Annotated in this window: 11 protein-coding genes and 3 tRNA genes; 8 read left to right on the top strand and 6 right to left on the bottom strand. The window is 57.8% G+C overall.

Features of this window, described 5'->3' with window-relative positions; translation table 11 throughout:
• The first annotated feature begins 75 nt into the window (after positions 1-75).
• Positions 76-291, top strand: coding sequence for a hypothetical protein (locus GQR90_RS12285; RefSeq protein ID WP_158774368.1), 216 nt, complete (start codon positions 76-78; stop codon positions 289-291).
• Between the two features lie 204 nt (positions 292-495).
• Here GQR90_RS12285 and nadB read toward each other — a convergent pair whose 3' ends face one another.
• From nadB to GQR90_RS12270, 3 genes are all read right to left on the bottom strand, one after another.
• On the bottom strand, positions 496-2190 hold the full coding sequence (gene nadB / locus GQR90_RS12280; RefSeq protein WP_158774367.1) for an L-aspartate oxidase: 1695 nt from the start codon (positions 2188-2190) through the stop codon (positions 496-498).
• Positions 2187-3449, bottom strand: coding sequence for an FUSC family protein (locus GQR90_RS12275; RefSeq protein WP_158774366.1), 1263 nt, complete (start codon positions 3447-3449; stop codon positions 2187-2189). Before GQR90_RS12275 ends, nadB begins: the two co-directional genes overlap by 4 nt.
• A gap of 356 nt (positions 3450-3805) precedes the next feature.
• Positions 3806-4390, bottom strand: a complete 585-nt coding sequence (locus GQR90_RS12270) for a peroxiredoxin-like family protein (RefSeq protein WP_199269423.1) — start codon at positions 4388-4390, stop codon at positions 3806-3808.
• A gap of 403 nt (positions 4391-4793) precedes the next feature.
• Here GQR90_RS12270 and GQR90_RS12265 point away from each other — a divergent pair, with 403 nt between their 5' ends.
• Positions 4794-6191, top strand: coding sequence for a class II fumarate hydratase (locus GQR90_RS12265; protein WP_158774364.1), 1398 nt, complete (start codon positions 4794-4796; stop codon positions 6189-6191).
• 131 nt (positions 6192-6322) lie between these two features.
• Here GQR90_RS12265 and glpD read toward each other — a convergent pair whose 3' ends face one another.
• A complete protein-coding gene (glpD, locus tag GQR90_RS12260; RefSeq protein WP_158774363.1) occupies positions 6323-7825 on the bottom strand; it encodes a glycerol-3-phosphate dehydrogenase in 1503 nt (500 codons plus the stop codon).
• Positions 7826-8397: 572 nt separating this feature from the next.
• A complete protein-coding gene (locus GQR90_RS12255; protein WP_158774362.1) occupies positions 8398-9171 on the bottom strand; it encodes a DeoR/GlpR family transcriptional regulator in 774 nt (257 codons plus the stop codon).
• Positions 9172-9648: 477 nt separating this feature from the next.
• On the opposite strand from GQR90_RS12255, the gene glpK reads away from it, so the two are divergent.
• From glpK to GQR90_RS12225, 6 genes are all read left to right on the top strand, one after another.
• Positions 9649-11181 (top strand): glycerol kinase GlpK, encoded by a 1533-nt coding sequence (glpK, locus tag GQR90_RS12250; protein ID WP_158774361.1) that lies wholly within the window; start codon positions 9649-9651, stop codon positions 11179-11181.
• A gap of 1 nt (position 11182) precedes the next feature.
• Positions 11183-11905 carry an MIP/aquaporin family protein gene (locus tag GQR90_RS12245; RefSeq protein ID WP_158774360.1) on the top strand — a complete coding sequence of 241 codons (723 nt, stop codon included), beginning with the start codon at positions 11183-11185 and terminating at the stop codon, positions 11903-11905.
• Between the two features lie 151 nt (positions 11906-12056).
• Positions 12057-12779 carry an MIP/aquaporin family protein gene (locus GQR90_RS12240; RefSeq protein WP_158774359.1) on the top strand — a complete coding sequence of 241 codons (723 nt, stop codon included), beginning with the start codon at positions 12057-12059 and terminating at the stop codon, positions 12777-12779.
• A gap of 266 nt (positions 12780-13045) precedes the next feature.
• Positions 13046-13122 (top strand) — tRNA-Val (locus GQR90_RS12235).
• A 38-nt stretch (positions 13123-13160) separates the two neighbouring features.
• A tRNA-Val gene (locus tag GQR90_RS12230) sits at positions 13161-13237 on the top strand.
• 50 nt (positions 13238-13287) lie between these two features.
• A tRNA-Val gene (locus GQR90_RS12225) sits at positions 13288-13364 on the top strand.
• Between the two features lie 119 nt (positions 13365-13483).
• Here GQR90_RS12225 and GQR90_RS12220 read toward each other — a convergent pair.
• A complete protein-coding gene (locus tag GQR90_RS12220) occupies positions 13484-14473 on the bottom strand; it encodes an alpha/beta hydrolase (RefSeq protein WP_158774358.1) in 990 nt (329 codons plus the stop codon).
• Positions 14474-14496 lie beyond the last annotated feature (23 nt).

Below are 14496 nucleotides of genomic sequence, written 5' to 3'. Positions count from 1 at the left end.
CAGCCAGTCGTGATATGACAGAGATGACATCGCTACTGACGGTAGGGGTTCTCGAGGATATGTCCGAGGAGAGTCGTGGCGACGATCAAGAAAGTGATCAAGAAGACGTTGGGCAAGCAGGTGGTCGCGACAGCGTTCGAGGCGGCGTTCCACAAGGTGACGGTGACGAGGGAAGCAAGTCTGCTCGTCACCGCCGACCTGGCATGCGGCTTTGCTGGTGGTGGGCAGATACACAGTCGACTACCTGGCGTGCTGTCAGCGTGCACTGCGTCTGGTGCTCACCACGCTTGATCGGTCTGCGTGTGACGCCTGCGGGTGAGCCGTCTCGTACGCTGTGGTTGTGGCCCGATAGCGGTAATGCCTCTGATCTGCATCAGTTGCGCCTTTGGTTGCTATGGCCGCCGCAACCTCACGATATGCCCCGTCAGCCACCCGTACTTGAGGCGATACGGACAAGATGACGTATTCTCGAGCTGGATAGTTGATGTGTCAGCGTCAGACTGACAAGCGAATGATACTGTCACGAGCACGGGGAGCCGGCATCGGGTAATCACGCACGAAGTGTAGCCCGCGCGACTCATGACGCTGATGAGCGCTGATGAGCAGAAGCGGTGCCAGTGTCAAGGCCTGATAGAGCGATAGATGGCTAAGGCTAGCGGTATGTTGCGGTAATGTCTCGCGACCGCTGGTGTCTGTTTCGGCGCTGTCGCTTGCTGGCGTTATCCAGTCCATCATCTGCTGAAGCGCCACGTCCAGGCCTCGCTGACTGCGCTCAATACCCGCCCGCAGGCTCATGAGTTTGCGCAGGGCATCGAGTCGTTCACGTGCCTCATCGGCGCGTAGGACAATGACCCGTTGCCACACACTGCGATGATCTGCCAGGTACTGCAGAAGCTGCGTCTGCAGGGATGGCAATGCGCGTAGTGTCGGCTTGCGTGGTGCATCGATGGCTTTGCGGGGTGCACCCAATGCCTCGCCACAGGCCCGCGCCTGCACTAGACATTCCAGTAGTGAGTTGCTGGCCATGCGATTGGCCCCATGCAACCCCGTGCAGGCTACTTCGCCGATCGCCCACAGTCCGGTCAGATCACTTGCCCCGTCGAGTCCGGTTGCAATACCACCACAGCTATAGTGCGCCGCGGGTACGACGGGGATCGGTGTGCAGGTGATGTCGATGCCACGCGTCAAGCAATGCTCAGCGATTGTCGGGAAGTGATGGCGAATGGCGTCCGCCCCCAGTGCGCTGATATCCAGATTCACATGTGCGAGATCATGGGTGCGCATTTCCGACAAGATGGCGCGTGCCACCACATCGCGCGGTGCCAGCTCCAACCGTGGGTCATGATCGAACATGAAACGATGGCCATCGGGGCGTATGAGAAGGCCGCCTTCTCCGCGTACTGCCTCGGAAATCAAGAAAGGCCCACCTTGTGGGTCATACAGGCAGGTGGGGTGAAACTGCTGGAACTCGAGGTTCATCAGGCTGGCACCCGCGCGTGCGGCCATTGCCATGCCGTCGCCGACACTGGCGCTGGGGCTGGTAGCATGCGCGAAAAGGCCACTGGCACCACCGGTAGCCAGCACCAGGTCATGGGCTTTCAGCAAGCATTGCTGCCCCTTGTCATCCATCACCCATAAGCCATCGACTCGCTTGTCCGTCACGGCAATATCGACCGCCAGCAGATCATCTAGCACCTTGATGGCAGGGTGCGCCTCAACATGCGCACTGAGTGTCTCGAGCAAGGCGCGCCCAGTAGCGTCTGCCGCATGAATGATGCGCCGCCTTCCGTGTCCACCTTCCCGTGTCAGATGATAGGGATAACTTGCATCTGCCTCAGCGGGCGTAAAGGGTACGCCAAGCGCGATGAGCCATTCGATGGCCTCGCGGGAATGACTGACAGTGAAGCGAACTGCGCGCTCATTGCATAGTCCATCACCGGCAATCAAGGTGTCGGCCACATGTGATTCGACATCATCTTCAGGTGCCAGTACTGCGGCAATCCCGCCTTGTGCCCAGCGACTGGCACCTTGCGCCTCGCGAGCGGGACGTAGCAAGGTGACGCGTCGTGCAATAGGTGCCTTGGAAAGGTTATCGGCGAGACTGAGTGCCAATGTCAGGCCGGCAGCACCACCACCGACGATCAGCACATCATGTACATCCTGTTGATGCTCTGAGAATGACTGGCTCATGAGTCTCTCCGTGACGAGGGGCTCGAGGAGGCTGGTCCAGTTGTGTCAGTAGAAGCGTGTGGAGTCTCTGGCGTCGTACTGGCTTTCTCACCCGGCGTGTCGGCGGGCCTTGTCGGCACCGCGGTGTCGCCCGGAGTCGGGTCTTCCGGCAAGAACAGGCGGCGAGCATCGCTGATCAACCCATGCCCTGGCAGGCGCTGTTGCAAGCGCTGGCTAGGCAGGCGTTCCAACAGGCCCAAGCGCTCCGCCAGTGCTTCCGTCAGACGTGCCAGTTCACGATTCAGCCACAGATAGCCTGCAGGACTGAATAGCGCGCGTCCCTTGTGGCTTACGACGTTACGGACATCGGCATAGCGTTGTAGATCAAACGGGGTGACCGTGAGCTCAATCGACTGTCCGGTACGCACCTGGAAGGCCAATGTGCCGAGTGCACGCGCCAGACGATGTTGCGCATCGCGGAGCCCCTCCAGTCCCTCGATGAATTCATGGCCCTCGCGGGTATTCCAGTGTGTTTCCTGCAGCAGTTCAATGGTCGAGATCATGCGACGCTCGAATGACAGAATTTCCTCGATTGCCCCGCGATCGATGCGGCCCTCCTGAGCAACGGCGTCCACCAGTCCCCGTTGCTTGACCAGCTGGGCCGAGGTGGCACGCACCAGCGCCAGGGCTTCATTGGCACCTTCGCGCTCTGCCTTGGTATGCCCATGATAGAGGCGTGCCAGCTTGTCGAGGTTGTCAGCCAGCAGGAAGCGGAACACGTCCGTGGCTTTCTGTGGCAACAGCACCACGCTGACGACGATGCTGACCAAGGTGCCGAGCACGACATTGAAGACACGCCACAGGCCGATGCCCAGGTCGTGATTGCCATCACCGATCACCATCAGAAGCGTGACGCAGAACAACAGCGAGCTATAGCCATAGCGATTGCTGAAGGTGGCATTCAATGCCAATGCGATACCGACAATGCTCCAGAAGGGCACCACGCCGGGAAGTGGCTCTGCAACCAGAATCAGGATGAGCCCCCATAGCCCGCCCAGTAGCGTTCCGACGAGACGTTGCCACCCCTTGTCCAGCACGCCGCCGACGTGGGGCAGGTTGCCCATCACCATCACGGTGCTGACCAGAGCCCAGGAACTGTGCGGCAAGTTGAACAGCTCGATGATCGCGAAGCATAGCGTCAGTGCCACGCTAACGCGCAGGATATGCAGCCGCTGGCGGTGCAGATAGGTGAAATAAGGATTGAACGAGAGCCATTTCATCGGAGGTATCTCCCTTTGGTCGTCATGAGGAAGAGACCACTCGATACAGAGAGATTTCGGTGATCGTGATCAAGAATGAGATGAGCATCTAGAGCGAAGGAATCCCGTTGATGAATGAAGGTAACTGGCAGACCGTGACGACACGTCCGCAATGATGTGTCACGACGGTGTGATGATGTGTGATCGAGATGTCGGTAAATATGGACAAGACGATTCTTGGTCAAGTTCGACGCGCCTCTTTGAAGGCAGACGCGTCGTGATGCAATTCCCCAAGACTCGTGATGCCATATCGGGATTGTGCACTATGGCATCACGCGCCGCATCGCCAAGCTGAATGGCGATATCTCAGAGGGTCATCAACCCAGCTGCTTCAATTCGGTGATGATATCTTCAGGTTCCGAGCGTGTTCGATAATCGACATCGACATGACGCCACGTCACCGTACCCTCTCGATTGATGATGAATGTTGCCGGGATCGGCAATATGCTGCCATCACCGTTGTTGATGGCAGCCAGGTCCAACCCACGATCTACGCGCATGTGTTCTGCAAGATATTCCGGGACTTTCCAAGCGACGCCATAGCGAGAGGCAACTTTTGCATCCTGGTCCGACAATACCCAGAACTTCATCGCGCTGATGTCATTCTCGCTCAAGGAGTCATCAGGAACCTGCGGACTGATGGCCACCAGCTGTGCACCTAGTGCGTGTATATCATCGAGTCGTGCATTCAAGGCATTCAGTTGCAGGCTGCAATAGGGGCACCAGTCACCACGATAAAAGGTCACGACCACCGGACCGGATTTCAGCAATTCCTCGAGTGACACCAATTGACCTGATGCCGCAGGCAACGAGAAGTCGGGTGCCTTGTCGCCTGAAGCGATGGCATCGGCACCTTGTTGAAAGGCCTTGGCTTGATTGAGGATCTTATCGACATTTTTCATGAAGTCAGGTTTGGCTCGTCGCCCAGCTTCGATTTTTGCGTCTGTCTGCTCTTTCAGGCTTTTCATGTTTTCCTCTCAAAGGTGGTAGTGAGAAGCTTGAGTGAGTCGTGCACTCGTGAATGGTCAGTAGTGTAACCGAGGGTCAGTCTTGCGAGACAGAGGATTGGCGAGAAGCGGCCTTGCGAGCGTGCGGCCCCGCTGCTGCAGTGGTGAAGGTGGAGGGTTCTGGCGATCGATCAGTGATTGATATTGATAATCACTACCATCAAGTGACTTGATTGGAATCCTTTCCGGCCCCACATGATCATGAGGACATTGAAGCATCAACGCATCGCCTATCAACGTCTATTCGGTAGCGCCTTCACGTGGAGGTGGTGCCCGCATTAGTACAGGGAGCAATCGAATGAGCAGCCAGACTCGCCGCGAACGTGACAGCATGGGTGAACTCGACGTACCAGTGAGCGCGCTTTACGGCGCCCAGACCCAGCGGGCGGTCGATAACTTCCCGATCAGCGGTCAGCCATTGCCAGCCGCCTTCATTCGCGCCGTGGCGCGTATCAAGTTGGCCGCTGCCGAAGTGAATAATGACCTGGCGCTGCTGGATGACACCCGCGCGAAGGCGATTGTGCAGGCAGCACGTCAGATCATCGACGGCGAGCATGCCGATCAGTTTCCGGTTGATATCTTCCAGACGGGGTCTGGTACTTCCACCAACATGAACGTCAATGAAGTGCTGACCCATCTGGCCAATGAGCATCTGGCGAAGTCTGGCAGTGATGTCAATGTGGGTGCCAATGATCACGTCAACATGGGACAGTCGAGCAATGACGTCATCCCGACGGCCATCCATCTTTCAGCGGTGTTGGCGGTCAGCGAGTCACTGCTCCCTGCGTTGCGTCACCTCCATGAAGTGATCGCCCGCAAGGCCGATGAGGTAGATCACGTCATCAAGACCGGTCGTACCCACCTGATGGATGCGATGCCGATCCGCATGAGCCAGGAATTGGGTGCCTGGCAGTCACAGGTGGCTCAGGCCATCGAGCGCTTTGAGGAAGTTCTGCCGCGTCTTGAACGCCTCGCGCAGGGCGGTACCGCCGTCGGTAGCGGCATCAATGCTCACCCGGAATTTGCTGAACGCATCGCTGCGCGTCTATCGCGCCAGACAGGTCATGCCTTCCGCCCGGCAGATAGCTTCTTTGCGGCACTGTCATCGCAGGACACCGCAGTGGAGCTTTCCGGACATCTGCGCACCTATGCAGTGGCGATGATGAAGATCAGTAATGATCTGCGTTGGATGAATTCCGGCCCGCTGGCGGGGCTGGGTGAGATCGAACTTGCAGCCTTGCAGCCCGGTAGCTCCATCATGCCCGGCAAGGTCAATCCTGTGATTCCGGAGGCGGCGGCGCAAGTTGCGGCTCAGGTAATGGGTAATGACGCGGCCATCGGCATTGCCGGACAGAGCGGCAATTTCCAGCTCAATGTCATGCTGCCACTGATTGCCAGCAATCTACTGTCGTCGATCACGCTGAGCACCAACGTCAGCCGCCTGCTGGCGGACAAGGCCATCGCCACCTTCACGGTGCGTGAAGACAACCTGCAGGTGCCGCTGGCGAAGAACCCGATATTGGTGACGGCGCTCAATCCTGTGATCGGTTACAACGAGGCGGCGCGCATTGCCAAGCAGGCCTATCAGGCGGGTCGTCCGATTCTCGATGTCGCCGAGGAAGAGACCGATATTTCCCGTGATGAGCTTGCACGCTTGCTAGACCCTGCTCGCTTGACTGCAGGCGGTATCCAGTAACACGGGGATAGCCTGATCGATCGCAGGATTCCAGCACGACATGCGAAAACGCCCGCGACTCATTGAGTCGCGGGCGTTTCATTGGTGCTGATCCATTCGAGCCCATCAGCACCTCTCGACAGCTACCTGTCTCAGGCAGCACGCGCCAGCAGACGCTGCTGTAGATACTGACCGATACGTGCCTTCTGCTCGTCATTCAGACGTAGGGTCAGCTTGGTCCGGCGCCAGATGACATCCTGCACCTCACGAGCCCACTCACGCTCGACTAGATAATCCACTTCAGCTGTCGTAAGCCCGGCACCAAGCTCTTCGCCCAATTCGGCTTCGCTCTTCTTGCCGGTGAGGAAGTGCAGGCACAGGCTGCCATAGCTGGAGGCCAGGCGTCTGGCGCGTGCTTCCCCGAGGAACGGGAAGTCACGAACCAACTGGCGGGTAAAGGCGCTACGGCTTTCGATATCGCCACCCGGCAGCGGCTTCTCATGAGTCCAGGGTTCGCCCATGCTCGGCAGCAGCGGCTTGAGGTCTTCAAGTGCAGACTCGGCCAGCTTGCGATAGGTAGTGATCTTGCCACCAAAGATTGACAGCATTGGCGCACCGCTGTCGTCCAGATGCAGGGTGTAATCACGCGTCATCGCTGATGGATCAGCAGATTCATCATCACATAGCGGACGCACGCCGGAGAAGGTCGAGATGACGTCTTCGCGGCTCAGCTTGCGCTTGAAGTGGCTATTGACCACATCAAGCATGTAGTCGGTCTCATCGCTTGAGCAGGCCACTTCGGACGGATCACCCTTGTAGCGCACGTCAGTGGTCCCGACCAGACTGAAGTCATCCTGATACGGCAGCACGAAGACGATGCGCTTGTCCTTGTTCTGCAGGATGAAGGCACGGTCATCGGTGTTGATGCGCGGGACGATCAGGTGGCTGCCTTGGATCATGCGGATGCCATAACGCGGTGTTCGTTCGGTGGCGCCCTTGATGAAAGACTCCACCCACGGGCCGGCAGCATTTACCAAGGTGCGCGCATGGCGTACGAATGTCTCACCGCTGTCGATATCTTCCAACGTCAACTCCCAGCGGCCTTCGACATCGCGGGCACTGACACAACGTGTACGCGTCATGATCTCAGCGCCTTGATCACGGGCCTGCAAAGCATTCGTGACGACCAGACGAGCGTCATCGACCCAGCAATCGGAGTATTCGAAGCCTTGGGTAATGTCGCTGACCAGAGGGCTTTGTTCACCGAACTTGAGCCCCTTGGAGGCCGGCAGCGTTTCACGTTTACCGATGTGGTCATACATGAACAGGCCCGCGCGAATCATCCACGCCGGACGCAGATGCGGCTGGTGCGGGAGGATGAAGCGGAGTGGCCACACGATGTGCGGTGCCTTCTTGAGCAGTACTTCACGCTCTTGCAATGCCTCACGTACCAGACGGAACTCGTAATGTTCCAGGTAGCGCAGGCCGCCGTGGATCAGCTTGCTGCTGGCGGAGGAGGTCGCGCTGGCGAGGTCGTTCTGCTCGCACAAGGCAACGCTCAGACCACGGCCGCTGGCATCATTGGCGATACCGGCGCCATTGATGCCGCCGCCGATGATGAAGAGATCAAGAAGTGCGTCGTTGTCGCGGGACATGGGCTGCTCCTGCACGTGCCCGGCGCTACCGGGGAGGTCTAAGAAGGTTTGCACCGCCTCGGTGCAAGAAGAATAAGGTTTCGAAAGTGAACATAGCTTAGTAAAAGTCGAACATCAAGGCGATTTTTTGGCGTCATTATCTTTCGCAACTGCACATTATTAGTGATGGAGTCGCAACTGTTGATGGCTGGGGGGGCAACTTGTTGTCTGCACCGATCTTTCTTTGAGTCTCTTGGCGCAGCATGACATTTTCATGAAATCGTCTCGGCGTAGAGGCCGCTGGAAAGTAAAAGAGGTCTCCTGACTGAAAGGGTAGCGAGTAGTGACAGACAAGATGGTGAAAGCCCCAGAGATGGGAGTAGCAGGAACGTGACAAGGCAATGGAGGCATGATTCAGAAGAGGGAAGCCAGAAGCCTGTCAGAAGTGTCAGTAGGCAAGAGCAAAGGTAACCAAGAGTAAAGGTTACCGAGCGCCTGCCCACTGAGGAGCCAATAAAGCCCGCACGCGGGTATCGCACTGCCACGTGTTGTGAGGCTACTGATCTGTGGTGATACCGGCGGCATCAGGATAGCTATCCATCGCTGTCACTGGCCAGGTGAAGGGCAACTTCATTGTTGCGCATCAGCGTAAGAATGCTTTCCGGTGGCTGGATATCCGTGAACAGCGCATCCAACTGACTCAGATTGCCCTGACGGACGACTGCATTGCGCTGAAATTTCGAATGATCTGCGATCAGGAATACCTGGCGCGAGTTGCGGATGATCGCTTGGGCGACGCGCACTTCCTGATAGTCGAATTCCAGTAGCGAGCCGTCTTCATCGATGCCGCTGATACCGATGATGCCGACATCGACCTTGAATTGATTGATGAAGTCGATAGTGGCCTCGCCAATGATGCCGCCATCGCGGGAGCGCACCATGCCGCCAGCCACGATGACATTGAAGTCTTCCTTATGCTGAAGAATGGCTGCGACATTCAGGTTGTTGGTGATGACCTCAAGGCCGTGATGGTCACATAACGCCTCTGCCACCATCTCGTTACTGGTGCCGATGTTGATGAATAGCGAAGAGTGGTTGGGGATTTCACGTGCCAATGTGCGTGCAATGCGACGCTTGGCATCGAGATTGAGCGTCTTGCGGGTGCTGTAAGCCGTATTCACCGTGCTTGATTCAAGCCCTGCGCCGCCATGCACGCGCTTGAGTGCACCTGCTTTCGAGAGCTGGTTGAGGTCGCGACGTATGGTCTGGGGTGTCACGTCGAAATGACTGGCCAGCTGCTCGATGGAGGCATAACCCTGACGAGTGATCAGTTCGATAATGGCGCGATGGCGCTTGGGCTGCATCATCCTGCTCTCTTGTTGTCACCGGCTTGCGGGTCGTGAACGCACTTCATGTAAAGAAGTGCTCTTCACGGCTGCTGGTGGAGGGTGTGTCGTTGGATAAGGCTACATCCTAATCCAACAGGGGGGCGTCAGCGCAATTTGCCTAACGGCATCAGGGTGTTGCGAACCGGCAACAGGTCATGTCGGCGTCACTGTGATGAGACCAATGTACAATGACATTGGCCAGTAATACGTTTGTGATAACGCGCATTTGACGCTAACGTTTGCAGGAGATATTCGAAGACGAACATTATGATGTTCGGTTGTGATGGTTTGAGAGGAAGTGTCCTTGCCGCGCCTGCCAAGCGTGACAGGACAAAGCCAACCCGCTTTCTCTTGCCGCCGTCACTGATGTCCGAACGCTACCCAAAAGAGTGAAGTACCGTAGCCCCCTGCTGACGCGTACTCTCAGAAGCAGCCTCGAAGCCAAGGACAGTGACAATGTCTACCCCTACGCCAGTGAAAGCCTCTCGCGTTGATGGACCCACGCGTATTCTCGCAATCGACCAGGGCACCACCAGCTCTCGTGCCATTTTGTTCGATCGTGAAGGTACGGTGACGGGACTGGCCCAAGAAGAGTTTCCGCAACATTTCCCCGACAGCGGTTGGGTCGAGCACAACGTTGACGATATCTGGGGATCGGTGAAACGCACCGTCCGTCAGGCATTGATCAATACCAATGTCGGCGCCGAGCAGGTTGCCGCGATCGGTATCACCAATCAGCGTGAAACCACGATCGTCTGGGACCGCAATACAGGCATACCGGTCTACAACGCCATCGTCTGGCAGGACCGTCGCACCCACGAGTATTGCCGCAGCCTGAGTGATGCGGGTCATGGCGACATGATTCAGCAAAAGACAGGCCTGCTGATTGATCCCTACTTCTCTGCCACCAAGTTGCGCTGGATTCTCGAGAACGTCGAAGGCGTGCGAGCGCGTGCCGAGAAGGGCGATCTGGCCTTCGGTACTGTTGACAGCTACCTGATCTGGCAGTTGACCGGCGGCAAGCGCCACGTCACCGATGCCACCAATGCCTCGCGCACCTGTTTGTTCAATATCGTTGATCAATGCTGGGACACAGAGCTGCTGGAGCTGTTCGGGATTCCGGAGAACATGCTGCCAAACGTACTGGATTCCAGTGATGATTTCGGTACGACAGATCCGCAGCTGTTTGGTGCAGCAATGCCGATTCGTGGTGTTGCAGGTGACCAGCAGGCCGCATTGGTGGGGCAGGCTTGCTTCGCGCCGGGCATGAGCAAGAGCACCTATGGCACTGGCTGCTTCATGATCATGAATACTGGCGAGAAGATGGAGCTCTCCAAGAACCGTCTGCTCACCACCGTGGGCTATCGCCTGAATGGCAAGCCGACTTTCGCCATGGAAGGCAGTATCTTCGTGGCCGGTGCGACGGTTCAGTGGCTGCGTGATGGCTTGAAGCTATTCTCCGACGCCTCCGAGACTGAATCGCTGGCGCGGGCTGCCAAGGTTGAGCATGGTGTTTATATGGTGCCGGCCTTCACGGGACTGGGCGCACCGCACTGGGACCCTCAGGCACGTGGTGCGATTCTCGGTCTGACTCGCGGTACTGGCATCACCGATATCGTGGCAGCGGGCCTGCAGGCGGTCTGCTACCAGACGCGTGATCTGCAGGAGTGCATGTTGCGTGATGTCACCATCAACTGCGCTAACCTGCGTGTGGATGGCGGCATGGTCAGCAACAACTGGGTGATGCAGTTCCTGTCCGACATGCTAAACGTGAAGGTAGACCGTCCGCGCGTGCTTGAAACCACTGCGCTGGGTGTGGCTTATCTGGCTGGCCTGCACATCGGCTGGTACGAGAGCCTGGAGCAGATCAGCGAGCTATGGCATTGCGAGCGTACCTTCTCGCCACAGATGGACGAGGCGCAGCGCGAGCGATTGTATTCAGGTTGGTTGGAAGCCGTCGAGAGGGTGAAGAGCGACGGAGGTAACTGACATGTGGACTGATGTCATGACAGGCGAGTTTCTCGGCTGTCTATTCCTCATCCTGTTTGGTGGTGGTGTCGTCGCCAATGTCGTGTTGGCGGAGACCAAAGGCAATGGCTCAGGCTGGATCGTGATCACGACCGGCTGGGGCTTTGCCGTGATGATTGGGGTATTTGTAGCGGTGTCTACGGGCTCTCCTCAGGCCGACCTGAATCCGGCGGTGACCCTGGCCAAATATCTGCTGGGGGTCCACGCCCACCTGCTCGACGTCGCGCGGCTAGTCATTGCACAGATGCTGGGGTGTTTCATCGGTGCCGTACTGGTGTGGCTAGCGTATCTGCCACACTGGAAGCGTACTGGTGATGCTGGTCTCAAGCGAGCCGTGTTCTGTACCGATCCGGCAATAGAATGCCGAGTGGGTAACATGCTCAGCGAGGTGATTGGTACTGTGGTGCTGATCTTCGGTATTGGTGCCATTGTGGGGTCCGGGAAGATCAGTGCTGGCTTGTTGCCTTATCTAGTGGGCATGTTGGTGTGGGCCATTGGACTTTCATTGGGCGGCACGACGGGTTACGCCATCAATCCGGCGCGTGATCTTGGGCCGCGAATTGCCCACGCAGTACTGCCGATTCATGGTAAGGGCGGTTCAGGTTGGGGCTATGCCTGGGTGCCGATCGTCGGCCCTCTGGTGGGTGCTTTGATCGCCGCTGCCATGTGGCACCTGTTGCTATGACTTCTGCCTGAAGCCCCTCTGGAGCGTCTCCCCGAGTTATGGCAAAGTATGCCCTCCATCGCCCCGTCAATCGACGGGGCGATGTGTTTGTGGCGATAGGCCAATGGGCACGTCATTGATGACACAACATGAATGGCGGAGGTCGGGACGCATGTGGACTGACGTCATGACAGGGGAATTGCTGGGCACTACCTGCATGATATTGCTGGGAGGGGGAGTCGTGGCCAACGCCATGCTCAGGGGCACCAAGGGGGCCGGTTCCAGCTGGCTGATGATCAATGCGGGATGGGGATTTGCAGTGATGGTGGGCGTGCTGGTCTCGACGTCGTCCGGCTCACCCTTTGGTGACCTCAACCCTGCGGTGACGGTTGCCAAATACCTGCTGGGGATTCATGACACCGTCCGTGAGGTGCTGGAAATGATGGCAGCGCAGATGATTGGCTGCTTTCTGGGCGCGGTACTGGTCTGGCTGACCTATTTGCCTCATTGGAAGATCACACGTGACGGGCAACGCAAGCGGTCGGTCTTCTGCACCGATCCCGCCGTGACGAAGTGGTGGGCCAATATTGCCACGGAGGCGGTGGCGACACTGGTGTTGATCTTCGTCATCGGAGCGTTGGTCAACAATGCCCTGATCAGTGATGGCTGGGTACCCTATGCCATCGGCGGTATCGTCTGGTCGATCGGGCTCTCGTTGGGTGGCCCGACGGGCAATGCGATGAATCCGGCACGGGACCTCGCACCTAGAATCGCCTACTGGTTGCTGCCGATTCCTGACAAGGGGAGTTGCGGTTGGCAATATGCCTGGATACCGATCGCGGGACCGTTGCTCGGTGCGAGTCTGGCGGCAGGTCTGCGCGCGCTGCTCTGGTGAGTGACGAGTAGTGGCCGGTGATGGGTGATGGGTGATGGGTGATGGGTGATGGGTGAGTAGCAAGAGCATCGCAGACGGCTGATGGCAGCTGGAGGAGAAGGTTGAGGCCGTTGGTCTCTCAGGACGGCTGTCATCGGGGGTAATGAGTCGAGAATTTTTTTATCATCAAGGGCTTGCATCAAAACGGGAGATAAGTAGAATACGTCCTCGCTGACAAGGCAAAGCAGTTTGTAGTGCACTGCTTGGCACGTTCAGCATGCTGACATAGGACCATAGCTCAGTTGGTTAGAGCGCCACGTTGACATCGTGGAGGTCGGCGGTTCAAATCCGCCTGGTCCTACCAGCATCGGCAGTGATGACATCTTCACCGCCACTTGATTCAGGACCATAGCTCAGTTGGTTAGAGCGCCACGTTGACATCGTGGAGGTCGGCGGTTCAAATCCGCCTGGTCCTACCAAGCCGTGATTACGGTATTTCAAGTGACAGTTTGTCTGATCGCCACATTTTAGGACCATAGCTCAGTTGGTTAGAGCGCCACGTTGACATCGTGGAGGTCGGCGGTTCAAATCCGCCTGGTCCTACCAGAATTTAGAAAACGCCCGACTCATTGAGTCGGGCGTTTTCGTATGCGTATAAAAAAGTGCTCGGCTTGCGCAGAGGGCGGCGAGAGTGATGGCCTGTCTGATGCTGTGTCGAGATAAGGTCAGACTGTAACGTGTTCTGCCAGTGTCGTTTCCACGAACTGACCAGCTTCTTCCAGCGCGGCATTGGCAGCGGCCAATAGCGGTGCAAAGCCGACGAAGACATGCGGCATGTCCGGCCAGAGGCTGAGCGTGACGGGCGAGCCACAGTCCTGTGCCTGGGAGGCATAGCGACGGCTGTCATCGAGCAGAACCTCTGCTTCCCCACATTGAATCAATGTGGGTGGCAGACCAGACAGGCTGCCCTCCAGTGGCGAGATACGTGGGTCGCTCATGTCGGTGCCGTCCTGCACATAAACCATGCTCACGAAAGGCAACAGGTTGGGATCGAGAATCGGGTCTACCTCGGCCTTGCGCGACAGCGAGGCGCTGCCCCAGCTGAGGTCTGTGGCGGGTGAGAAGGCAATTACCGCATTCGGCAGTCGCTCTTCCGTCAATTTGAGCACGTTGAGGGCAGCGAGGCTGAGGTTGCCGCCTGCACTGTCACCGGCCAGCAGCAGATGGTCCTCCGGGTACTCGGCGCATAACCAGCGCCACGCGGCAAGCACGTCCTCCAGACCCGCCGGAAAGGCGGCTTCCGGCGCAAGGCGGTAATCCAGCGTATAGGTCTCGGCGCGTGCCGCACGGCCCAGGCGACAGGCCAGTGGGCGGTGGCCGGCAGGTGAGCCAGCGAACCAGCTGCCCCCGTGAACATACAGCAGGCGGCGTGGGCGAGCAGGTGCATTGTCTGGTGCAGGCAGCACCTCACAGACACGCTCTCCGTCACCACCCGGCAGCAGTGTCAGCTGCACGGACACCCCCGTATCAAGAATGCTGGCATCGGCTGCAAAGAAGGCATTCATCAACGTGCGCTTGCCGCCGAGATCATTGCCGGTGCGGCCGGTCAGGGCCTTGAAGTGTTCAAGATGCGTGATGACCTGTTCGAGTCCGACATGGGCATCATCGTGATTTTGGAGAGAGGCTTCTGCATGAGGTGGCACGTGAGATGACATGTTCTGCTCCAGTCGCGTCATGG

The organism is Cobetia sp. L2A1 (assembly GCF_009796845.1).
GTDB lineage: Bacteria > Pseudomonadota > Gammaproteobacteria > Pseudomonadales > Halomonadaceae > Cobetia.
This window is presented reverse-complemented; position numbering and strand designations above follow the sequence as displayed.

What these genes read in the sequence shown, in the direction of transcription:
- nadB (WP_158774367.1), bottom strand. Translation starts at nt 2,190, where the DNA reads ATGAGCCAGTCATTCTCAGAGCATCAACAGGATGTACATGATGTGCTG.
- GQR90_RS12275 (WP_158774366.1), bottom strand. Translation starts at nt 3,449, where the DNA reads ATGAAATGGCTCTCGTTCAATCCTTATTTCACCTATCTGCACCGCCAG.
- GQR90_RS12270 (WP_199269423.1), bottom strand. Translation starts at nt 4,390, where the DNA reads ATGAAAAATGTCGATAAGATCCTCAATCAAGCCAAGGCCTTTCAACAA.
- GQR90_RS12265 (WP_158774364.1), top strand. Translation starts at nt 4,794, where the DNA reads ATGAGCAGCCAGACTCGCCGCGAACGTGACAGCATGGGTGAACTCGAC.
- glpD (WP_158774363.1), bottom strand. Translation starts at nt 7,825, where the DNA reads ATGTCCCGCGACAACGACGCACTTCTTGATCTCTTCATCATCGGCGGC.
- GQR90_RS12255 (WP_158774362.1), bottom strand. Translation starts at nt 9,171, where the DNA reads ATGATGCAGCCCAAGCGCCATCGCGCCATTATCGAACTGATCACTCGT.
- glpK (WP_158774361.1), top strand. Translation starts at nt 9,649, where the DNA reads ATGTCTACCCCTACGCCAGTGAAAGCCTCTCGCGTTGATGGACCCACG.
- GQR90_RS12245 (WP_158774360.1), top strand. Translation starts at nt 11,183, where the DNA reads ATGTGGACTGATGTCATGACAGGCGAGTTTCTCGGCTGTCTATTCCTC.
- GQR90_RS12240 (WP_158774359.1), top strand. Translation starts at nt 12,057, where the DNA reads ATGTGGACTGACGTCATGACAGGGGAATTGCTGGGCACTACCTGCATG.
- GQR90_RS12220 (WP_158774358.1), bottom strand. Translation starts at nt 14,473, where the DNA reads ATGTCATCTCACGTGCCACCTCATGCAGAAGCCTCTCTCCAAAATCAC.